Raw genomic sequence first — 21,760 nt, forward strand, 5'->3', positions numbered from 1 at the left:
CTTAATTTTTTCTGATTACTAAAACTCAATATTAGCACCGATTGTATAGGTACGAGGTACCGGATAATGACCGTTATCAACATTTTGGAAAGTAACAGAAGTGTTTACCAAACCAAGCTCAGGGTCATAACCCGAGTAATTAGTGAATGTATACAAGTTCTGAGCAGAGAAGTATACCCTTGCAGATGCTACTTTAATCTTATTCAGCAAATTTGTTGGCAAATTATAGCCTAACGATACATTCTGAATTCTCAAATAAGAACCATCTTCTATAAAACGATCAGAAATCCTAAGGTTATTATTGTGCCATTGGTTATAGCGAGGTAAGGTTCCATTTGGATTAGAAGCAGAATATCTGTCAAGAACAGTAGCAACCTGATTATTCCATGGAGAGTTCATTGCCTCTGTTGAACGACGAGTATAGTTGAAGATGTCGGCTCCGTAACTTGCGTACAAGAATACTGACAAATCAAAACGTTTGTAGTTGAAATTATTGGTAAATCCGGCAGTGAATTTAGGATTTGGGTTACCAATTACAGTTACGTCTTTATCATCAATTTTACCATCATTGTTTAAGTCTTTAAACTTAACATCACCGTAGTATAAGCTACCAGGACCAACAGCTAAACCATAATCAAGTGCATGTAAATCCTCTTCCGTTCTGATCAGTCCATCAGTTACATAACCGTAGAATGCACCTACCGGTTGTCCGGCCTGGCTTAATGCAACCAGCGTTCTGGTTCCATACTCATCATACTCGCCTTTAATAGTAGCGGTTGGGTTATTCAAACGGTTAAGAACGTTTTTATAATGGCTAAATGTTAAAATAGATTTCCAGATAAAGTCTCTTTTTTGGATGTTGTAAGTGGTTAATCCAATATCAAAACCGGTGTTGGTCATTTGACCATCATTTGTTACTGGAGTTTTAATATCATTCCATGCGGTTCCCAAACCTGAGAAGGCCGGTAACTGAGTAGGAAGCAACATTTGAGTAGAAATCTTTTTGTATAAATCTACAGTCAGTTCCACTTTACTATTGAACAGGGTTGCATCAAAACCTCCGTTATAGGTTTCAATGGCTTCCCATGAAAGGTATGGATTGGCAACATTTGCAGGTAAACCACCTCCACCAAATGGAGCTGTCGCAATAAGGTTAATATTTGAAGTATATAAGTTATTACCCGTTACCTGCTGACCACCTACTTTACCATAACCGATACGTAATTTTAAGTAATCAAGGTATTTGATATCTTTCATGAATGCTTCATTGGTAGCGGTCCATGAAGCAGAAACTGCAGGGAATGTACCCCATCTGTTATCCGGACCAAAGGTTGATGAACCATCACGTCTTACTGTTGCGCTAATTGAGTATTTACCATCATAGGTATAACCCACACGACCAAAGAATGAGGCCATACTCCAAGCACCTGCACCGGCACCAATATCCTGAGCATCATCTTTTGCTCCTGCATTTAATGAAGGAAGATTTAATACCAGGTTATTTCTGTTGGCATTGATATAATCATAAGTTGACTCCTGCGCTTCGTAACCGGCAACTGCATTAACTGCATGCTTACCAAAAGTACCATCATAGTTCAGGTAGTTTTTCCATGCCCAGTAAATGCTGTTATTTCTTTGTTCCCTTAATTTACTCGGACTTAAGATAACTGCGCCTGTTTCTGAATTCTTAAGGAAAGGTTGATAAGCTTTACCACTTGTAAGGTTAAAGTTATAGTTACCTTCTGTTCTGAATGTAATTCCTTTATAAATCTTTAAGTCGGCGTATAATGAACCTAAAGCCTGAGTTGCTACCGACTCTACATTACGCATAGTAGTCAACATCACAGGGTTATTGGTTAACGCCACCGAGTTTACCCCAATATTGGTGGTTTGCACAAAGTTTCCGTATGCATCTCTAACCGGAGATACAGGCGTGTTATACAATACGGTACTTGTTACTGCGTCAAAAGCATCGGTTAAACCAACGGTTTGATTGCTACGCGATAAGTTAGCACTAAAACCGGCTTTGAACCAGCTTTTTACTTGCTGATCGATGTTTGCACGCAATGTATATCTTTTAAAGCCTGTTCCGATAAGTGTACCTTTTTGATCTAAAAAGCCACCCGAAAAGTAGTAAGAAGTTTTTTCAGCACCTCCAGAGAAAGCCAACTGATGGCTATTCATTGCACCACTTTGGTAGATTTCATCTTGCCAGTCGGTACCATGACCTAATAACGTCGGATTTCTAAACTCACCAACACTATCAATATAACTACCCGGAACAGCTCTTATCTCATCTACAATTGAATTTGAATATTGCGCATACTGATTCAGGTTCATCACATCTAACTTTTTAGGAATGGTTTGAATACCATAATAAGTATCGTAAGTAACCTTACCTTGGCCCTGACGGCCTTTTTTGGTATTGATTAAAACAACACCATAAGCACCTCTTGAACCATAAATAGCCTGAGCAGATGCGTCTTTTAAGATATCGATGGATGCAATATCCGCAGGGTTTATCGTAGCCAGCACACTTTGTCCGGTCTGACCACCACCACCGCCAAGGAAATCCTGAGAAAGGGTAGTTTTGCTGGTAGCGTCTACGGGAACACCGTCGATAACATATAACGGCTCATTACCATTTACGGTACTGATACCACGCACCCTTACCGAAACACCACCACCAGGTTGTCCACTGTTACTTGTAACTGTAACACCGGATACTTTACCCTGGATAGCCTGGTCGATACCGGCTACCGGTACGTTTTTAAGTTCTTTTTCGCTAACGGAAGCAATTGAAGATGTTACGTTAGCTCTTCTTAGCGTTCCGTAACCGATCACTACAACTTCATCCAGTTTTTTTGTTGCGGGGTTTAGGCTGATATTGATTGTTGTTTGACTACCTATTGTTACTTGTTTCTCTTCCATTCCAAGGAAAGTAAATACAAGTATTGAGTTAGGGGCAGCTTTGATTGTAAACCTACCGTTTACATCAGTTGCGGTAGCCGTTTTGGTATTTTTCACCAAAACTGTGGCACCCGGAAGTGGTAAGCCTTTTTCGTCAGAAACACTACCTGTTATAGTGAGGTTCTGAGCGAATATGAAAGACTGAAAACTCACAATCAGGGATGCGGTAAGCATGACTGCTAGTAGAAATTTTCGCATGTTAATAATAAATTGGTCTAATCAAATATAGAATGCTATCTATCTCTTTTTATAATACTTTTTTATCAATTACTTATATACAAATTTCAATTTACTATGAAATTATTACCTAATAAACTGTATATAAGTCAATAATGAGAGATTGTAAATTCAATATATTTTTTACCATAATTAGAATACTTAATTATCATTATAATTATGCTATTCTTCTCATGATTTCTATACAGGCCCTACTGTTATGATATGGACACTTCCAGAAACCTGCCTTATCCTCGTGTTGCATTAACGAATAATCGCTATGTACTCCCCAGTACCACTCGCCTTTGTCAACATCAAGAATGTATTTTTCAATAAAATCCCAGCTCTTCTCAAATCTTTCAAGAAAAACCTTATCTCCCGTAAGTTGAAATGCATTATAAAAACCCACCAATGCTTCTGCCTGCACCCACCAATGCTTTTCTTCAATGAGATGACCGTTTTCAAATTCATAATTTAACCCGCCATCACCTGACAATCCTTTGGCTGCAGCATTGGCCATTTGGACTGCTATTTCTTTGATTTTGGCGATTAACTCTTCATCATTCGTTACCTCTGCTGCTTCCAGCAGTAACCAGGACGCTTCAATATCATGACCATAAGAAATGATCGTTGATTTTGATTTCCAGTTTTCATCGAAGAACAACTGAAGATGTGCTGTTTCCTTATGAATGATGTGATTAATGAATACGTCGATGAGTTGCTTAATCTGTTTAAGTACCGAGCTTTCCGGCCAAACTCTGTACAAATTGGTATAAGCTTCCAGAATATGCAGGTGCGTGTTCATGGTCTTCTTCTCATTGGCATCTTTAGCACTCAACCTTAAGTCACCTGCAGATGACCAATCGCTGTTAAATGCTTCCAGGTAACCCAATTGAACAGGATCAAAACTGTGTTGCTCTATCAACATATATAAACCAATTGCCACATCAAGCGCTTTTTCTTCCTTACGAACCATGTAATACTCCGTAAGACCGTAAATCGCAAACGACAATGCATAAATCTGTTTTTTAGTATCAAGAGGCTCCCCATTCGAATCCAGCGACCAGTAAACACCTCCGTATTCTTTATCTAGAAACTTATCGATCAGGTATTCATAAGCTTTATCGGCAAACTGTAGATAATCTTCATTTTGGGTCGCTTTGTATCCCGCACAGAACGACCATAATATGCGGGAATACAAAACCGAACCTAACGACGCAAACACATCAACTTGATTTTCATTACCAATCTTACCATAAAACCGGTCGTTCGTTTTATCAAAGGCTACTGTACTCCAATAGCTTAGGATTCGTCCTAATTCTTTTTGATATTTTGCGGCATCAACCATCATTAACAATTAACTTTTACCGTTTTATTTTTATCAATCAACTGATAAATCTGCTGAACAGAAGCTGCAGAGCGAAGACCGTCTTGCGGAGTGTTCACTACATAATCAATCAGTTGATCGACAGTTGTTGTAGCTACATGCATACGTGTATCTGACGAGGCGTAATAAATAAATACATCACCATTATCATCAGCGATCCATCCATTACTAAACACCACATTTGAAACATCACCAACACGCTCTTCACCAACAGGAGCAATAAAGTAACCTGCCGGCTTGTGAATGATTTTGGTGATATCTTTTAAATCTGTCATGAACATGTATAAAACATAACGCAAGCCTGCAGCAGTATTCCGAACTCCATGAGCCAAATGCAGCCAACCTTTTTCCGTTTTTATCGGAGCTGGCCCTTGCCCGTTTTTAGACTCATAAACAGTGTGATACTGCTTTTTATCCAGCAGTTGATCTTCCAGGATTTCTGCATTTTCAATTGAATCAGATAAACCGAACCCAATCCCTCCTCCTTTGCCAGCTTCGATAAAACTATCTTGCGGACGGGTGTAGAAGGCATATTTCCCATTCACAAATTCAGGATGCAACACTACATTCCGTTGCTGTGGTGAACTTGTTTTTAAATCGGCCAGACGCTCCCATTTTACCAGATCCTTAGTCCGCGCAATACCGCATTGAGCTAATGCAGCCGACTGGTCACCCTCAGGAGCCGACGGATCACGACGTTCTGTACAGAATAATCCATAGATCCACCCATCTTCATGAGCAGTTAAACGAATATCATAAACATTGGTATCGGGATTCGCTGTTTCAGGCATATTTACCGGATACTCCCAAAACCGAAAATTATCGATGCCATTCGGACTTTCAGCAACAGCAAAAAATGATTTACGGTCAGCACCTTCTACACGGGCCACCAACACATACTTTCCATTCCATTTTATTGCACCTGCATTAAACGCTGCATTAATACAGATGCGCTCCATTAAATAGGGATTGGTGTCCTGATCCAGATCAAACCTCCAAACCAATGGAGCATGAGCAGCGGTAAGTACCGGATACCTGTACCGTACAAAGATTCCGTTACCCAACTCCTGCTGACTATTTGGCCGACTCACAAGAGCTTCGTGAGCTGCTTTTAACTCCTGTAATCTTGTTTCAAAATCTATCATTACTTTTATAAGTTCGGTTCTAAAAACATATCATTGATCATTGCTATTAATCTTCCAACTTATCCCACCAGGTTCTTTTCAGGATCAACACAATTACTGTAAGAATCAGAATGGTTACTAATAATGGAAGTTTCATCATTAACACGAGGTACATAGGCAAAATGGTTAAGCACAATTGTGCAGTTACGCCTAAAACCACGTTGAACATATCTCTGCCAAAGTTTTTATTGCCCACAAAAGAAGGATCATCGGCTACTACCAGATCATGAATAGGCTTCCAGAAACCCCATGGACGAACAGTGCGGTAAAATTTCTTTAACACTTCGATATCTGTAGGAGGAGCTGCCAGCGTGCCAACAATTGACCCGGTAAGTGACAATAAGAATAAAACAGGGAAGAAATAAAGGAATTCGATTCCTTCGAAGAAGCGGGTAAATACCAATGCGGAAACAATACCGGTTAACATTCCCCAGAAGAATCCGTTGGCATTAAATCGCCACCAGTACCATTTTAGTACGTTTGCAGCAATGTATCCACCATATAAAGCTGACACTATCCATTGAAGGATACTGTTTACATCCTTTGCAAAGAATCCTAAAAACACTCCAACAGCAACTACTAACACCCCTACCAGGTAGTTCATGGAGATTACCTTTTTGGTTGAAGCGTTTGGATTAATGTATTTCAGGTAAATATCATTTACGATGTAAGCTTGTGCTGCATTTAACGTACCGCTGAAGGTGCCCATAAATGCGCCTAACAAACCTGTTAACACCAAACCAATTAAACCGGTAGGTAAGAAATTATTGATGGTAGCGGGAAGAATACGTTCAAAATCAATTACTCCATCAACACCTTTTAAGTTCATTTGGTGGTAATGAAGCAAACCTAAAACGGTTAAACCAATTACCAACGAATAACGAATCGGCAATAAAATAATGGAAACAAAACCGCTCATTTTACTAGCCTCTCTTGGCGAGCGCGTTGACAGGATTTTTTGCATATCGTAATTCGGAGCAGGACCAGCTAGTGCGGCAAAAATCCCTTTGAAGGTCATCATCATAAAGAAAATACCGAACAATGAATAGCCGTCACTTTTTATTTTTTCATTCACATCGGCAATGATCTTCGACCAGTCCATGTCGAGGTGCGCTCCAAAGAATGGGCTATACCACTCTTGTGGTACGTTTAATTCGTTTCCTCTTAAATTGATAACGGCTATAATGGCAATTGAAAAACAAGCAACAGTCATAATTGCGTATTTTATCATATCACCCAACACAATGCTGTGCATACCTCCAAGAATGGAATAAAACATAGCAAAAAGGGTAAATACAATTCCATAAAAATGAGCGACATACTGCGGTGCTACTTCAAAAGGAACATAGGGTCTTACCATATCCCATGGAAGAAATATCTCCACAAACTTTCCTAATCCAACAAACCCGTAAGCAAGGAAACCCAGACAACTTAACAAGGCAAATGCGATTACCACCTTATGTGATAGGCCTACACCTTTGCCAACAGATCCAAAACGTGTTGCCAGCCATTCAGCACCCGTATTGGCATTTGATCTGCGTAGCCATTTTGATAAGAACATCATTAAAAACACCTGGTTAAACACCGGCCATAGCCAGGGAATCCAGATACTTTTCATACCGTACACAAAACAAAGGCTCACCATCCACATGGTACCGCTGATATCAAACATGTCTGAGGCATCGCTTAGCCCCAACTTGTACCATGGCAGCGACTTACCGCCCATTAAATAACTTTCTTTGTTTTCTCTCGCTTTTTTTCTGTACCACAGCCCGATAACCACCGTAGTAAGCAGATACACAACGATGATTGCTATGTCAATGAATTGAAGTTTCATAAAAATAAATTGGTCAATAGAGAGCGAGGGTTTATTTTAATTGTTACTTATAAATTTTTAACGGCGTTAGTTTATCCTGAAACATTATTTTGGGATGATTATAAAACCGAATAAAATCATCAGCACTTACCTGGCCGGGATAAGGTGCATAAAAATGCTCTTTACGGTCGTTCCTCCACATTAATGCATACGCCATATTGTATTTCGAAAGAACTGGCAACAAAGTTTCTGTCCACCAGTTTGCCATCGGAACACGTTCGTAACCGGTTTCTGTTAATGCCGGAATTTTATGATGTTCTTTTGCCACCTCCTGCAGAATCGCCAGTTGCTTGTCTAATTTTGCCTTAAAGAACTCCTGATTGTCGAAGCAATAGATATCAAAACCTACTACATCTATATATTCATCACCAGGATAATACTCCAGGAAATCTTCTTTGGAATTAAAATCAGCCGAAGAGTAGGAGAAAAGCAGGTTATTCAGCTTCTTTGTTTTCGTTAAATAGTCAACAGTAAATCTCCAGAGCGACTTAAACTCTTCGGGAGTACAAGTATTCTTACACCACCAAAACCAACTTCCGGTATGCTCGTGAAAAGGGCGGAAAATTACAGGAACCATCGTTCCGTCAGCAGTTTTTAGGCTGACTAGGAATTTGGCAACTTTATCAAGGCTATTTTTAAAAGCTGTATGTTTTGCTCCGCCAGGGATCAGTTGCTTAACCGAGTGCTCGGTAGTGTCCCAAGCTGATTTTCCATTTACCGGATTCGTTGAATGCCAGCTGATGGTATTAATACCGCCGCGTTCATAAACTTGAACCATAAATCTCCGGCTCATTTCAAAAGGAACACCATCCAGTTCTTTGAGACTATCCAGTTCTATATGTCCGATATCCCAGCCATAAACAGCTGGATAGGAACCTATGACACTTTTCACATCAGAGCGGCCATTTTCAAATTTCCATCCAACACCGTAAGCAAGATCATCCTGATGACCAAATAATGTATAAGTATCCGTCAATTTTTGAAGATTAGCATACAACGCTTGCGTTTTAGCACTTGCTTTTTTATCGGCCGTAACCACCTTTTGAGCTGTGCATGAAGCACTTAACACTGAAGCAGCAATTACAGATAAAGCTATTTTTTTTAGGTGTTTCATTAATACATAATTCGGATCTGTCCGATAAATTGGTTGCATCAAAACTAAATTAGTTTTCAAATAATAATTAATATTTTTTTAACATTTATTTGTATTGATATATCATTTTATGCTGATATTTAGTAGATAATCACAATATATAGGCTATACTATTTTTACCATGTACTATTCATATATTGACAAATAGTATTATATTTATTTACCTTTATACTATGAATAATAACATCATCAGAGAAATAACACCGTTAACGCAGAACGATTGCTTCACCATTTTCTCACGGACTAAGAAAGAATTCGACTTCCCGTTGCATTATCATGAGGAGTACGAGCTAAACTTAATATTAAATGCAAAAGGTGCAAAGCGAATAGTTGGCGATCACATTGATATTATTGATGATGCCGAACTGGTTTTTGTGGGATCAAACCTTTGTCATGCCTGGTTTACTCATCAATGTGAGAGTGAAGAAATTACGGAGGTAACCATTCAGTTCCATAAAGATCTGTTTGATGCTAAACTGATGAAACGTAACCAGCTTAGTTTAATACGAAATATGTTTGAACGTTCTCAAAAAGGCATTTTGTTTTCACCTGAAACTATTGAACGCTTAAAACCCCGAATTTTAACGCTTAATCAAAAAAGTGGATTCGACTCGGTGTTAGAGTTATTGTCTATCCTGCACGATCTTTCTTCATCAAGAAACATGCGCACATTATCGGATGCCAGTTTTAGTAATGAGCAGTTTAATTACAACAGCCGCCGAATTGAGAAAGTGTTTGAGTACATGAATAATAACTACAATAAGCAAATTACGCTTGCGGAGGTTTCAAAAATTGCAAGCATGCCGGAGGTTTCATTTAGCAGGTTTGTTAAAAAACGGACAGGGAATACCTTTATAGACAGTTTGAACGAAATCCGCCTGGGACATGCCACCCGTATGCTGATCGACAGTACCCAAACAGTTGCAGAAATTGCTTATAAATGCGGGTTCAATAACATATCAAACTTCAACCGTATCTTCAAGAAAAAGAAAAACTGCACCCCTAAAGAATTCAGGGATAGTTTTTCAGGAACCAGGATATTTATTTAGGTTCATTTCTGAAGCGATGTGCAAGACTAATTGTCTATCAATTAATAATTGGCAATGCTAAGAATAGGAGCTTTTATCTAAAGTTCCCCTTTAGGGGTTAGGGGTATTTTTCTCTATGCAAATTCCCCTCTTGAGAGGGGCTGGGGCTGTGTAACATAATTTTCTTAAGCACACCTATCACAAACTCCCGAAATCCAACAATTAACATTTTGCGCTGTATAACCAGCAGGCAGTTTAAAAATAACATGTTCGCTCATACATTCCACTTTATTGCATTTCAGGCACCTGAAGTGAAAATGATCATGATCGTGATGGCCTTCCTTGCATTCGGTACATAAGGCAAAGTAGTTTTTCCCTTCATCCGAAACGATTTTATGCACAATACCATCTTCACAAAAACTATTTAAAACCCGATAAATAGTAACCCTATCCACTGTTCCTTTCATTTGCTGCTCAATCATATCCTGACTTAATGCCGAATGGGCATCTTGAAGCATCAACAATATTTCTTGCTTAGCAGGTGTGTTTCTTCGTTGCATAATGATTTATTCTTTAAGCCCAACCAATCCCTGCAACAAAATTGCATTAATAAAATAATACTGACAAGTATTAGTGATTTGCCGAATTTCTTAATGCCAATATTAACTTTCTGTAACATATTTCTTAGGGGAGCGATTATGCTGTTTTTAAGCTCTATTTTTGAATATGACTATGAATAAACAAGAGGAAAACTATCTCGACAATCCGTTTATACATTTCCTGATTGGCTCAAAATGGCGTATAGTACGACATAGCTTATTGATACTTGTGCTGGCCAATATGTTTTTTCTGCAAAATGGAGGTATACAGGTAAAGGTCGGACTGTCTGAACAAGAGAGTTCAACCATCAATTTTTATCTTAATATCCTGTTTTTCATTTTCTTCACTTCCATTATTTACCTGAATATCTATGTGCTGGTTCCTAACTACCTGACCATGAATAAGTATGCTGCGTATCTTCTTGTTTTATCCGGAATCATACTTAGTTTTTTTTCACTTATTTATCTTTTCGACAGATTTTATGTTGCTACCACATTTTCTGAAGGAGACAATCTTAATTTATCTTTTTGGGATTTAATCGGCTTCAGTTTTTTTATTTGCTTGTTCCTTGCAGCTGTAAGCAGTATTAAATTATTTCAGCTGTGGATCGTTAACAATTACAGGATCGGTCAGCTGGAACGCAACAGCCTACGCTCTGAACTGGCTCATTTAAAGAGTCAGATTAACCCACATTTTTTGTTTAATACACTAAATAATATCCATGTACTCATTCGCCGGGATACCGAAAAAGCTTCAGATTTATTATTGAAACTTTCTGAGTTGCTGCGTTATCAACTCTACGATAATACACAGGATAAAGTATTTCTTTCAGCCGATATCAGATTTCTAAAGAATTTGCTTGAATTAGAAAAAACACGCCGCGATCAATTCAATTACTCGATAGAAATTGATGGAAATAGTAATGAAATAATGCTCCCTCCTTTTCTGTTTATTCCCTTTGTTGAAAACGCGATCAAGCATAATGTAACAACAAGTGAAATACCTTTTGTAGCTATTCGTTTTAGGGTAGAAAGTGACGAATTGCATTTCGAATGTATTAACCCGGTTGGAGCTTCAAACAATATAAAACAAACTGTTGGAGGTATTGGCCTTACCAATATAAAAAGGCGTTTAGAGCTTATTTATGCGGATAAGCACACCCTTCAATCAACGAACCAAACTAACCAGTACATTGTTAATCTTGAATTACCTTTATGAATTATATAATTGTTGACGACGAACCAATAGCTCGGGATGGCATACAAATGATGGCTGATAATTTTAATCAGCTCACGTTTTCCGGCTCCTTTAACAATCCGTTGGCGGCGGCAGAGTTTATCAAATCGCATAAAATAGACCTGGTATTTTTAGATATTAATATGCCAGAGCAAAACGGGCTGGATTTTGCAGCCTTGCTGTCTGATAATGTATTAATCATTTTTACAACCGCTTATGCACAGTATGCGGTTGACAGTTATGCGCTAGATGCGATCGACTATTTGGTAAAACCCATTGAACCCAAACGATTTGAAAAAGCTGTCCAGAAAGCTGTTTCTTATTTCGGACTGATTCAATCTAGTGAAAAGCAGAATAGCGTTCAATCCATTGAAGATGATTTTATGTTCGTAAGATCAGATCGGAAATTCTATAAGATCATTTTGAAGGATATTCTTTTTATTGAAGGACTCAAAGATTATGTAATTATCCATTTAGAGGGACAAAATATCATAACTGCGATGAATATCAAAACCATTGGACAGCAGCTACCTGCTAATTTTTACCGGATAGCCAAATCTTTCATTGTTAATGCTAATCAAATAACATCCCTTGATAATAATTTTGCCTATATCAATGAGCATGAAATACCAATTGGCAACAGTTACAGAGATGCCTTTTTTGAGGAATATTTCAAAGGCAAGGTACTACTAAAATAAAGGGCGCCTTAACCAGAAGGCACCCTACTAACAACATTGAAAAACCGAAACAATTAAATTACTTAGCAGAGATACCTCTCGATATCAACTCATCAAGGAGCGAAATAAGATCATCCATAGATTCCTGATTTTTGAAATCACTGTTAACCAAAATAATAGCTCCGACATTAGTTTCTGCATTATACCACATAAAGGCATTGCTTCCGAACATGCTGCCATTATAACCTCCGAGTTTATATTTACCCGGTTTAAAATACTCCCATAGCAAAGCGTGAGCGCTAAGGTCCTTATCCGGACTACTGGGGAATGGTATTTTTTTCATTTCGGCAATGGTAGAGGCTGCATAAAGCTGTTTACCATTAGCCTTTCCGTCCTGAATAACAAGGCTTAATATTTTCGATAGATCAACTACATTAGTATTTAATCCTCCGCTCGGCAAATCAACTAATGAATATATTCCGTAAGGCTTTAGATCCTCATCATAAGGCATGGCCAATCGTTTTTTATCGTAGGATGAAATATGCCATGATGTATTTTGCAAACCCAATGGCCTAAACAACACTTCTTTGCTATAAGTCTCAAAACTTTTACCGCTAACATGTTCAACAACACACCCAACCAGTGAAACAGCTACATTGCTGTAATTGAATGTGGTTCCTGGTTTGTTTGCATCAAAGCTTTTTGGATCATAATATGATCCGTTGACACTGAGCATTTCTTTGCAAAATTCGGTAAGTGGCAAAGGATGATCTTTATCCAACACTACAAAATCCTCTAATAAACGCTCTCTGTAAACCAGATCATTTATTCCTGAGGTATGCGTAAGAATATGACGAAGTGTTATTTTTTCGCTAGGAAAATGAGGGTTGTGAACAGTAAACGACAGATAGTTGTTAATATCCTCATCAAGGTTAACTTTTTTCTCTTCTACTAACTTCAGTAAAACCAATGCGGTTACCGGCTTAGCCACTGAAGCGACTTTAAAGACGGTTTGTTGATCTACGTTGGTATTGGTTTCGATGTTGGCTTTTCCAAACTGCTGACTCCACTGGAGTTTATCATTTTTCACTATCCCAACTGATAATCCCGGGAACTTGTTCTTGTCAACGATCTTTTGAATCATTGCCGGAAGATCCTTAAAGTTATCCTTAGGAGGTTCAATGTCTTTATCATTTTTCTTACAGGCGGTGCTTGTCAGCACTAAAAAAGCCGACAACAAGAGTGCATTTGATACTTTCATGATTTAAATTTTAACCAAAAGTATCGGCGCTCTTCTTAGCGTTTTTTGATTTTATACCAAGTGCATTCTTTCTTATACCAAACTGTAAAAATTAGGTCTGTTTCAAACGAGCTTAAGCTTATAATAAGGCATCTTTTGCCACTGACACCCATTTTGGTGCATCATCAATCTTTTGTCGCAATAACAAATTTAACTGTGCGGTATGATGCTGAATATGACGCATGTTATAAAGTATAACTTCTAGGATGCTGTAATCTCTGTACTCATTAACAAATCGTTTGGCTGCGATTTCATCCGTTAAACCGCTAATCAGTTGTCGTCCTTTTTGACGACCATAGTGGAGATAATCGAGTAATTCTTGTTTGCTATACACCCGCTCGGGCATGGCGCCTTCAGGATCAAACTCCGACAATGTATAGGGTTCGGGAGGGGAAAAATATTGTGGCTCTTCTGTTGAATAGTAATCAAGGTAAAAAATACAGTGATAGGCAATGTACCAAAACTGACTTTCATCATCCCAAACCGTCTCAGGACACATACTAATGGCATTTTCAAGCATATCAATGGCTGCACCTAGTTGCTGCCAGATTACTGTTTTAAAGGAAATATTCATCGTCATTAAAGTTGAATTTCATAAATGAACATTTTACCAGTTAGCGAATCGATATAATAAACGGAACCTTGGTCATCATCAGGTGATTTCCAAGCAATACAATTTCTGCCAGGTTTAAACCATTTAGGAGCATCGCTAGGGATATTTTCGCCTCCGTTACTTTTCTTCAATTTATTGTCGCTTACAAATTTTTTCCGCCATTGCTTTGTAGTTTGTAACTCAAGATAAACAATATACTCTTTTGACCAATGTGCTGATTCCCAAAAGCTACCTGCAATAACTTTTACATCAGTAGGAGGATGAGTTCCTGTCCAAAATTTATAAGCTTTAGCAGCATTATCAGTTTTACGTTCACTACAACCCGTTAATACAATAAACGGGATAAAGAAAATCGTTAGAAGCAAATAGAGAATACTTTTCACGAGCTAATAGATTTTATGCTGAATATAAAGATTAACGTTTTGCACTTGTGATGCAAGCTTTTGCATATCACAATTGATATTTTTCGGGTTTAGTAGAAAGCCAACGTTAGTAGCCATCGGAAAGTTTAGCCCCTAAAGGGGCTATAGATATTATTGAGGTCTTTTTTGTTACCGATCTTTTGTCCCGATGGGACATTAACTCTTCAAGATGTCGACTTATGGGGACATTAATTATTCTGGAACGACTAGCTAATCTTTAACACTGTTTTTATCAAACCCTTATCATTACACTGCCTGATAACTCATCATGAATTGCACGTCTTTCGTTATTACTAAAAACAGTAATAAATGACAGCCATCCCAACGATAATTTAATTATCTGACGAAGTATGGCTTTCACAAAACTTATTTTTTGTGTATTGTCGGCGTGCTGTCTTACTCTGATTTTCTTTACATAATTACCTAATGTACAGCCATTAGCAACACAAATGGGTTCGTAACCAATAATAAGGATAATGAAAAGCGTGCCGCGAATCCATCCTGGTGTATCTTCAAATTGCTCTAATAATGAGAACATACAGATCATTACGATCACAACAAAAATTGCATCAACAAAGGTTGATTGAAATCTGTCGATTAATCTTGGGTATTTGTCGGTCATACTTTTTTAATTAATAAACTTCGAAATTAGAGCTCCTGAAACTAAAAGTCAAATTAATATATTATTAGTTAAATAAATTTTGACCTTGTAATTAAATCTTTTACATGTTGACTTATCGCCTTAGTAGAACGAAGGGTATTCCCTTAAACCAAGGAAGGCAGAAGTTTCTAAACTTCTGCCTTCCTTGGTTTGCTATAAATTATAATACTCCCCGAATATTAACTTTGTGGTAATTGGCTCATGTCTGCGAACATAATTTCCCAATGGTGACCATCAAGGTCGTAAAAACCTCTTGCGTACATCCATCCGTGATCTTGAGGATCACCCGTAATTGCTCCACCTGCTGCTACTGCTTTATTGATCATTTCATCTACTTCTGCTTTTGTTTCAACAGAGATTGTCAGAATTGCCTCAGTGCTTTTTTTAGCGTCGCAGATTTCTTTTTTAGTAAATGTTTGGAAGAATTTCTCTACTAAAAGCATGAAGAAAATATTCTCGCCAACAATCATACATGTTGCTTTTTCATCGGTAAACTGTGCATTAAAAGTAAAGCCAAGTTTGGTAAAGAATTCAACTGTCGCGTCGAGATTCTTAATAGGTAAATTAACGAAAATTTGAGTTGCCATAAGTTTATCTGTTAAATTGTCTAATGCAAACTTACGTTCAAATAGTGAAAGCTGCATTGTATAAATCCGACAAACTCAGGGGTTATTTCCGACAAATTAGGTTGTTGACGAACGTGTTTTATGATAGGCAAGTACAGCTTTAATATCAGCATAAGAAAAATCGGCTCCTAACTTCTCTTTTAATACTCCTAACGAATTACTTCCGACTTCATTAATTGCATTTAATATGACGGGAAGCTTTTCTGCCGCCACCAATTCTTCTATGGTTATTTCTCCTGTTGCAATAAAAGAAGCAAGATGCCCTTCTATCGTGCTTTCAGCCATTTCGCGTTCTGAGGCTATTTCTGTTATTGCTTTTCCGTTTTTATACAGCTCCAGACTTATGCGATGTGAATCACCCTTTTTCTTTTTCTCAGGAGTTTCAGGCTCCGGCTCAACTTTAACCGGATGCTTCACTTGAGCCGCTTCAATCAACTCTTCAGTTTCCTCGCCTGAAGCTAAACCATGTGCAATGCGTTGGGCAGCTTTGATCAATTCAGCTTTTCTTATTAGAAACACCTCCAGCTCCTTTAGCGTTTTCACATACTTTGTCGTACGCTTTTTCTTCCGGGTAACATTAATATGATCTCCGAGTGTGGAGATGATCTCATCCAATGAAGTATTGAAATACTGTTCAGCCTTGTCAATTCGCTCTTTTAATCGCTCATAACCTGCCGATTGTGCTTCGGCAATCAAATTATTCAATTGGGCGATAAATTTATCCGCCGTATTTTTCTGTTCAACACTTATTCGGTACCACTTTTCGGCTAGGGATGCCGCCTCCGACTTATCTGGAACTAATCCCCTGGCAAAATCATTATAATGATATTCCAATCGATCAGTCACTTTTGCCCATTCAAAAGTCTTTACTAACAGACTATGAACAAACTGTTTCCGGTCTTCTTTAAATTGTTCTTCCAGCAATCTTTCTTCAACGCCACTTTTACAAAACTCCAATACCGAACGATCGGCAGTTATGGAACCAGGCTTTATAGGTGATAATAAAACCATTCCTTCCATATTGGTAAGCCTACTCAATGCAACATACACCTGGCCGGAAGCAAAAGAGGCGCCTGCATCAATAACTGCTTTTTCAAATGTTAATCCCTGACTCTTATGAATGGTAATTGCCCACGCTAACCGCACAGGGTATTGTTTAAACTCACCTATTATCTTTTCTTCAAAACTATCATCGTCATTATTGAACTGGTATTTAATATTCTTCCAACTCTCTTTCTCCAACTCAATATCCGTTCCGTCGGCAAACTGAACAACGATACTTTCTGCAGCAATACTTTTAACAGTTGCTAATTTCCCGTTGTAATATCGTCGATTATCTCCTTTATCATTTCTGATAAACATAATCTGCGCATTTTCTTTCAACTCCAGGGCTTCTTCAGCAGGAAATGACTTTTCTCCGAAATCGCCAATAATTTCAGCTTTGAAAGTCCGGATTTCTCCTGATAATTGCTCCAATTCAGTCCGGTTGATTGTATCTGCTTTGGCCGTATGAGAAGTTAACGTAATATAATTTTCTTCTCTGGGTGCTTTAAAATCAGGTTTGTAGTATTTGTGCAATAGATCCAGATCAGACTGCAATACAATACTATTTCGGATATTGTTCAGAATATCAATAAAAACATGATCCTTTTGACGGTAAATCTTGGTAAGCTCAAGATAAAGCGGGGCTGTTTGCTCAATTACCCTTGCGTCAAAAAAGAAGGGTGTTTTATAGTATTGTCTCAATGTTGCCCATTCACCGTCTTTTACCACCGGCGGAAGCTGAAATAAGTCACCAATGTACAATACCTGCACACCACCAAAGGGTTGAGGGTTCTTTCGGATATGACGTAAAGCAGCATCAATGGTATCAAGCAAATCAGCTCTAACCATACTTACCTCATCAATGATCAGTAATTCCATTTCCTGAATCAATTCCCTTCGCTCTCTGCTCACTTTTGCATTTTTCAAAAAGGAATGAATCGTATGAAACTGGCCATTCTCACTACCCCAAAAAGGTTTATTTACCGGAAGGAAAGCCCCAAATGGCAACTGAAAAAAAGAATGAATGGTTACACCACCGGCATTAATGGCAGCAACTCCTGTAGGTGCCACAATAATGGTTTTTTTGGATGTATGATCATGAATATAGCGCAGAAAGGTGGTTTTACCTGTCCCCGCCTTTCCCGTTAAAAATAAATGTCTGTTGGTTTGATTTACAAATTGAACAGCAAGTTTAAAAGTGGAATTCTGATGATCGTACATTGACTGTTATAACCCGTAAAATGTTTCTGATGGGGATGCTAAAATACGGCAATCGACTTACTTTTTTAGTGTTTCAAGATTATTTATACCCAACATAGTTGGATCACTGGCAAACTATCGTTGATCGTCTTGGCACCTGGTTTAAACGCTGTAAAAATAGGTGCAAGTTGAGCATGGACTGAAATTGCTATAAACTGAAAAAAGCATACGCCTATAATGACCTTATAGGTGATGCGCATGTAAATGACATAGGTTTAATAAACAGTAGAAATAGATAATTATAAGCCCCATTTAACGTAAGCCAATAGTTTATCGCATCTTAAGAAATGTAAAACTCTTGTATTGTAGGAGAAATAATTGCTCCAACAATAAGCAGTACATAAAATCAATTGACGTATTAAAAAGATCACAAATAACCCATAGGAGCATACCAATAATTACTGTAGATAATAGTGCTGGTGATAGAAAAAGAAAGAATGGTACGGTATTGTGCCTTCAGTTTTTCAAAATCAGTGCGTAGTGAACAGCCAACACCATAAAACATAACACACTTGCATTAGCGTTTTACCGAATCAATTTCACTTATCATCCCTTTTACCAGAGAAAACGTTTGAGTAAACACTGCGTGAGTAATAATCAATAGCAATGAAAAACAACCGAATATAAACATTAACCCAATCGCCTAAGGAAGCTTGAGGTACTTTACATTGATAAAAGCAAAAATCGCTGAGATGAGCAATAAGAAAGCGATGATGCTAAAAATATCCATAAGTGGTATATATATCCTTAAAATAGCATTTTAATCTATTCTTTTTTGAAGAAAATTGTAATTTCGCCCCCGCATTTATTTAATCGGCTCTCATGAAATCAGTTATTTCTATCACGACTCGAAACCTAATAAAGGCTCAACCGGAAAAAGTTCCAATTCAACTGATTGTTTTTTCAGATACGGAGCCAGTTGGGATGTCATTGGTGAAATTGTTTTTGGGGTATAATGGCATTTATCTTTAGGTGTTTCTAAAAAATTCTAATTCAAGGCTTTAACCTTTGTGAAACTTCTTTACAAAACGGTTAATTTTTGTTAATCACAACATCAATCAATAAACCCTTATTTTAGTTTTTAATTTTTTTTAAAAATATTTTCAAAAATATTTGGAGTTAGTGTATTATTTACACTATCTTTGAGACATATTCATAATACATAAATTGGTTGTGAGGAACTTCGCATCTCCCCGGTCGAAGTTCCTTGTTTTTTATACCTACCTGATCTATTTAAATTCCCATTAAATTATTTAATTCGATTTTTTACATATGCTATTGTATATTATTCAGTTTTTACATATATTTAATGAATAATATTCTGTTTTACTCATGTTTGAATTAGATGATATTGATTTAAAAATTCTCGCTCTTAAACAAGATAATGCATGCATGTCTAATGCAGATCTTGCAAAAAGTTTAGGAATGGCTCCTTCTGCCATGCTGGAACGGGTCCGTAAACTCGAAAAAAGGGGAATAATTCAATCCTACACTACACGGATAAACCCTTTAGCTCTCAATCAACGATTATTAGCCTTTGTATTTATTAAAACAAGTTCGGCACCATGCGACTGTAACCAAGATGAAGCTATTGTTCAGCTTCCAGGAATTCAAGAGGTGCATCATATTGCCGGCGACGACTGTTATTTAATAAAGATCAGGACTGAAAATTCGCAATCGCTGGTTAAATGGATGCGAGAAGAACTGGGCCGAGTCTCCGGTATTTTATCAACCCGGACCACCATCGTTCTGGAAACACTAAAAGAAACAACTCAACTAACAATACCAAATCTTCAAAATGAAAACGATCGACAACAACTATGAGCCATCGAAAGCGCTTGTTATAGCTGCCTTCGCTGCAATTTATATCATATGGGGATCAACCTATTTGGGAATTATGGTTGCCATACAAAGCATTCCTCCTATGTTAATGGGTGGCTTGCGCTTTCTAGTTGCGGGCCTGTTATTGCTTTCGTGGTGTATTTATAAGAAAGAAAAATTCCCCCCCAGATCTACCATTATTAAAAGCGGAATCACAGGCTTAATCCTCTTATTATGGGGTAATGGGGCTGTAATTTGGGCTGAACAATATATTCCAAGCAATATTACAGCAATTGTGGTAGCCGGTGCACCACTATGGATGACGTTATTAGATAAACGCGAATGGAAGAATTCATTCACCAATATGGCAATCGTAGCTGGATTGCTCGTTGGTTTTGCAGGGGTAATTCTTTTGGTTTCGAGTGGAGGTAAGGAAGCTCACTTTTCGTTAAGCGACCCTAAACAGTTTATGGGTTTACTCGTATTACTAAGTGGATCTATCGCATGGGTTGCAGGCTCTTTATTTACCAAATACTCACCTACAGAAGGCTCTACATTAATGAAAGTTAGCATTCAAATGCTGGTAGCAAGTGTAGCATTTTTACTTGTTGCCTTTTCCCGTGGCGAATTCCATACGTATGACTGGTCACAAACCACCACAAAATCATGGGTTGCATTGGGTTACTTAATTACCTTCGGATCATTAATAGGCTATTTATCTTATGTTTGGCTGCTTTCTGTAAAAACACCCGCACAAGTGGGTACCTATGCGTATGTAAACCCTTCTGTTGCTGTATTATTGGGATGGTTGATTATTGATGAACCGATCACAATGATTCAGATATTTGCACTAGTCATTATTTTATTTGGGGTGATGCTGGTAAATAAAGGTAACCAGGTTAGAGCAAAGAAAAATTTAGCAAAGGTGCAAGAACCTACAATAATGGAAAAAATTGAACATGAACGCTCCTTTGTTACGGCAGATAAAGGAATGTTATGTACTGAAGATAAAGCCTGATTAACTAAAAAATGCCTGAAATAATCAGGCATTTTTTTTATCCATTGAGTTTTACTGCTTGCAATCGTCTACCCAAATCATGAACAGCATCCTCTATTTTTTGAACCTGAATAGCTGTTGCCGTTTTTTCGCCTAAAGCGTATTGATGAACAAGTGTAGGATCCAAGCCCGTAATGTGGGCAATTTCTATTGTTTTCAATTCTTTAAACTCATCGAAAAATGCTTCCAGATCGTACTCTACATCAAATCTGACATGCTGATATTCCTGACCGTGAAAGTCGATGGCAAGATTGTGTATTTTAGTTTTTAACTCTTCTTTCGTGTCAGCATAATCTGTTAACAGGTCGTCTTCAATAATTGTACGCCCCCAAAATTGCCCCCCTTGACGCTCTATAACCAGGTTAATCGTTTTCATAGTTATTACAATAAGGTACTTAGCTGACTCCAGCCTGTTTTAATATTAAAAAGTGTACCCAAAGGAATGTCCCCCGAATGAACCGGAATGGTAATTTTTCCAATTTTGGCGGGATGTTTCAACTGTAAATAACTTCTTTTTTGTGTTATTTCTTCCCAACCATGAGCCTTTAGCGTTTCAAGTAATTCTTTACAAGTCATCGGATTACAATTAACAAACAAGGGCGGCAAAAATGCCACCCTTGCCAACTGTG

Annotated in this window: 21 protein-coding genes; 6 read left to right on the forward strand and 15 right to left on the reverse strand. The window is 37.9% G+C overall.

Annotation, left to right across the window (positions count from 1 at the left end; all coding sequences use genetic code 11):
* Positions 1-18: 18 nt before the first annotated feature.
* The 5 genes from SOLCA_RS12265 to SOLCA_RS12285 form a co-directional block, all read right to left on the reverse strand.
* Complete coding sequence (locus SOLCA_RS12265; RefSeq protein ID WP_042479752.1) at positions 19-3,168, reverse strand: SusC/RagA family TonB-linked outer membrane protein; 3,150 nt, start codon at positions 3,166-3,168, stop codon at positions 19-21.
* Between the two features lie 196 nt (positions 3,169-3,364).
* Positions 3,365-4,537: an AGE family epimerase/isomerase gene (locus SOLCA_RS12270; RefSeq protein WP_014680771.1), complete on the reverse strand. Its 1,173-nt coding sequence runs from the start codon at positions 4,535-4,537 to the stop codon at positions 3,365-3,367.
* A complete protein-coding gene (locus SOLCA_RS12275; RefSeq protein ID WP_014680772.1) occupies positions 4,537-5,718 on the reverse strand; it encodes a glycoside hydrolase family 130 protein in 1,182 nt (393 codons plus the stop codon). The genes SOLCA_RS12270 and SOLCA_RS12275 overlap by 1 nt, the downstream gene beginning before the upstream one ends.
* 46 nt (positions 5,719-5,764) lie before the next feature.
* A complete protein-coding gene (locus SOLCA_RS12280; protein ID WP_014680773.1) occupies positions 5,765-7,594 on the reverse strand; it encodes a sodium:solute symporter family protein in 1,830 nt (609 codons plus the stop codon).
* A 43-nt stretch (positions 7,595-7,637) separates the two neighbouring features.
* Positions 7,638-8,747, reverse strand: coding sequence for a glycoside hydrolase family 26 protein (locus SOLCA_RS12285; protein WP_042481233.1), 1,110 nt, complete (start codon positions 8,745-8,747; stop codon positions 7,638-7,640).
* 212 nt (positions 8,748-8,959) lie between these two features.
* Between SOLCA_RS12285 and SOLCA_RS12290 the strand changes: the two genes are divergently transcribed.
* Entirely contained in the window at positions 8,960-9,835 is an 876-nt protein-coding gene (locus SOLCA_RS12290) for an AraC family transcriptional regulator (RefSeq protein WP_014680775.1), read from the forward strand.
* A gap of 164 nt (positions 9,836-9,999) precedes the next feature.
* On the opposite strand, the gene SOLCA_RS12295 is transcribed toward SOLCA_RS12290, so the two are convergent.
* Positions 10,000-10,374 carry a Fur family transcriptional regulator gene (locus tag SOLCA_RS12295; RefSeq protein WP_014680776.1) on the reverse strand — a complete coding sequence of 125 codons (375 nt, stop codon included), beginning with the start codon at positions 10,372-10,374 and terminating at the stop codon, positions 10,000-10,002.
* Between the two features lie 172 nt (positions 10,375-10,546).
* Between SOLCA_RS12295 and SOLCA_RS12300 the strand changes: the two genes are divergently transcribed.
* Positions 10,547-11,632, forward strand: a complete 1,086-nt coding sequence (locus SOLCA_RS12300; RefSeq protein ID WP_042479755.1) for a sensor histidine kinase — start codon at positions 10,547-10,549, stop codon at positions 11,630-11,632.
* Positions 11,629-12,348 (forward strand): LytR/AlgR family response regulator transcription factor, encoded by a 720-nt coding sequence (locus SOLCA_RS12305; RefSeq protein WP_014680778.1) that lies wholly within the window; start codon positions 11,629-11,631, stop codon positions 12,346-12,348. Before SOLCA_RS12300 ends, SOLCA_RS12305 begins: the two co-directional genes overlap by 4 nt.
* A 58-nt stretch (positions 12,349-12,406) precedes the next feature.
* On the opposite strand, the gene SOLCA_RS12310 is transcribed toward SOLCA_RS12305, so the two are convergent.
* The 7 genes from SOLCA_RS12310 to SOLCA_RS23185 all read right to left on the reverse strand — a co-directional run bounded on the left by SOLCA_RS12310 (position 12,407) and on the right by SOLCA_RS23185 (position 18,758).
* Entirely contained in the window at positions 12,407-13,588 is a 1,182-nt protein-coding gene (locus SOLCA_RS12310; RefSeq protein ID WP_014680779.1) for a serine hydrolase domain-containing protein, read from the reverse strand.
* Positions 13,589-13,706: 118 nt separating this feature from the next.
* Positions 13,707-14,201, reverse strand: a complete 495-nt coding sequence (locus tag SOLCA_RS12315; RefSeq protein ID WP_014680780.1) for a DinB family protein — start codon at positions 14,199-14,201, stop codon at positions 13,707-13,709.
* Positions 14,202-14,206: 5 nt separating this feature from the next.
* Entirely contained in the window at positions 14,207-14,623 is a 417-nt protein-coding gene (locus tag SOLCA_RS12320; protein WP_014680781.1) for a hypothetical protein, read from the reverse strand.
* Between the two features lie 271 nt (positions 14,624-14,894).
* Positions 14,895-15,284 (reverse strand): RDD family protein, encoded by a 390-nt coding sequence (locus SOLCA_RS12325; protein WP_014680782.1) that lies wholly within the window; start codon positions 15,282-15,284, stop codon positions 14,895-14,897.
* Positions 15,285-15,502: 218 nt separating this feature from the next.
* On the reverse strand, positions 15,503-15,967 hold the full coding sequence (locus SOLCA_RS12330; protein ID WP_014680783.1) for a VOC family protein: 465 nt from the start codon (positions 15,965-15,967) through the stop codon (positions 15,503-15,505).
* A 39-nt stretch (positions 15,968-16,006) separates the two neighbouring features.
* Positions 16,007-18,214, reverse strand: coding sequence for a helix-turn-helix domain-containing protein (locus tag SOLCA_RS12335; RefSeq protein WP_014680784.1), 2,208 nt, complete (start codon positions 18,212-18,214; stop codon positions 16,007-16,009).
* Between the two features lie 406 nt (positions 18,215-18,620).
* Positions 18,621-18,758, reverse strand: a complete 138-nt coding sequence (locus tag SOLCA_RS23185; protein ID WP_157604566.1) for a hypothetical protein — start codon at positions 18,756-18,758, stop codon at positions 18,621-18,623.
* Positions 18,759-19,075: 317 nt separating this feature from the next.
* On the opposite strand from SOLCA_RS23185, the gene SOLCA_RS23190 reads away from it, so the two are divergent.
* From SOLCA_RS23190 to SOLCA_RS12345, 3 genes are all read left to right on the forward strand, one after another.
* Positions 19,076-19,225, forward strand: coding sequence for a hypothetical protein (locus tag SOLCA_RS23190; protein ID WP_157604567.1), 150 nt, complete (start codon positions 19,076-19,078; stop codon positions 19,223-19,225).
* Between the two features lie 360 nt (positions 19,226-19,585).
* On the forward strand, positions 19,586-20,077 hold the full coding sequence (locus SOLCA_RS12340; protein ID WP_014680785.1) for an Lrp/AsnC family transcriptional regulator: 492 nt from the start codon (positions 19,586-19,588) through the stop codon (positions 20,075-20,077).
* Positions 20,052-21,092 (forward strand): EamA family transporter, encoded by a 1,041-nt coding sequence (locus SOLCA_RS12345; protein ID WP_014680786.1) that lies wholly within the window; start codon positions 20,052-20,054, stop codon positions 21,090-21,092. The genes SOLCA_RS12340 and SOLCA_RS12345 overlap by 26 nt, the downstream gene beginning before the upstream one ends.
* A 37-nt stretch (positions 21,093-21,129) precedes the next feature.
* Here SOLCA_RS12345 and SOLCA_RS12350 read toward each other — a convergent pair whose 3' ends face one another.
* On the reverse strand, positions 21,130-21,507 hold the full coding sequence (locus tag SOLCA_RS12350; RefSeq protein WP_014680787.1) for a hypothetical protein: 378 nt from the start codon (positions 21,505-21,507) through the stop codon (positions 21,130-21,132).
* A 5-nt stretch (positions 21,508-21,512) separates the two neighbouring features.
* Positions 21,513-21,707 (reverse strand): type II toxin-antitoxin system HicA family toxin, encoded by a 195-nt coding sequence (locus SOLCA_RS12355; protein WP_014680788.1) that lies wholly within the window; start codon positions 21,705-21,707, stop codon positions 21,513-21,515.
* Between the last annotated feature and the right edge of the window lie 53 nt (positions 21,708-21,760).

The sequence above is a fragment of the Solitalea canadensis DSM 3403 genome, assembly GCF_000242635.2.
GTDB classification, from domain to species: domain Bacteria; phylum Bacteroidota; class Bacteroidia; order Sphingobacteriales; family Sphingobacteriaceae; genus Solitalea; species Solitalea canadensis.

Coding starts and splice junctions, on each gene's coding strand:
- SOLCA_RS12265 (WP_042479752.1), bottom strand. CDS start 3,168: ATGCGAAAATTTCTACTAGCAGTCATGCTTACCGCATCCCTGATTGTG.
- SOLCA_RS12270 (WP_014680771.1), bottom strand. CDS start 4,537: ATGATGGTTGATGCCGCAAAATATCAAAAAGAATTAGGACGAATCCTA.
- SOLCA_RS12275 (WP_014680772.1), bottom strand. CDS start 5,718: ATGATAGATTTTGAAACAAGATTACAGGAGTTAAAAGCAGCTCACGAA.
- SOLCA_RS12280 (WP_014680773.1), bottom strand. CDS start 7,594: ATGAAACTTCAATTCATTGACATAGCAATCATCGTTGTGTATCTGCTT.
- SOLCA_RS12285 (WP_042481233.1), bottom strand. CDS start 8,747: ATGAAACACCTAAAAAAAATAGCTTTATCTGTAATTGCTGCTTCAGTG.
- SOLCA_RS12290 (WP_014680775.1), top strand. CDS start 8,960: ATGAATAATAACATCATCAGAGAAATAACACCGTTAACGCAGAACGAT.
- SOLCA_RS12295 (WP_014680776.1), bottom strand. CDS start 10,374: ATGCAACGAAGAAACACACCTGCTAAGCAAGAAATATTGTTGATGCTT.
- SOLCA_RS12300 (WP_042479755.1), top strand. CDS start 10,547: ATGAATAAACAAGAGGAAAACTATCTCGACAATCCGTTTATACATTTC.
- SOLCA_RS12305 (WP_014680778.1), top strand. CDS start 11,629: ATGAATTATATAATTGTTGACGACGAACCAATAGCTCGGGATGGCATA.
- SOLCA_RS12310 (WP_014680779.1), bottom strand. CDS start 13,588: ATGAAAGTATCAAATGCACTCTTGTTGTCGGCTTTTTTAGTGCTGACA.
- SOLCA_RS12315 (WP_014680780.1), bottom strand. CDS start 14,201: ATGAATATTTCCTTTAAAACAGTAATCTGGCAGCAACTAGGTGCAGCC.
- SOLCA_RS12325 (WP_014680782.1), bottom strand. CDS start 15,284: ATGACCGACAAATACCCAAGATTAATCGACAGATTTCAATCAACCTTT.
- SOLCA_RS12330 (WP_014680783.1), bottom strand. CDS start 15,967: ATGCAGCTTTCACTATTTGAACGTAAGTTTGCATTAGACAATTTAACA.
- SOLCA_RS12335 (WP_014680784.1), bottom strand. CDS start 18,214: ATGTACGATCATCAGAATTCCACTTTTAAACTTGCTGTTCAATTTGTA.
- SOLCA_RS23185 (WP_157604566.1), bottom strand. CDS start 18,758: ATGTTTTATGGTGTTGGCTGTTCACTACGCACTGATTTTGAAAAACTG.
- SOLCA_RS23190 (WP_157604567.1), top strand. CDS start 19,076: ATGAAATCAGTTATTTCTATCACGACTCGAAACCTAATAAAGGCTCAA.
- SOLCA_RS12340 (WP_014680785.1), top strand. CDS start 19,586: ATGTTTGAATTAGATGATATTGATTTAAAAATTCTCGCTCTTAAACAA.
- SOLCA_RS12345 (WP_014680786.1), top strand. CDS start 20,052: ATGAAAACGATCGACAACAACTATGAGCCATCGAAAGCGCTTGTTATA.
- SOLCA_RS12350 (WP_014680787.1), bottom strand. CDS start 21,507: ATGAAAACGATTAACCTGGTTATAGAGCGTCAAGGGGGGCAATTTTGG.
- SOLCA_RS12355 (WP_014680788.1), bottom strand. CDS start 21,707: ATGACTTGTAAAGAATTACTTGAAACGCTAAAGGCTCATGGTTGGGAA.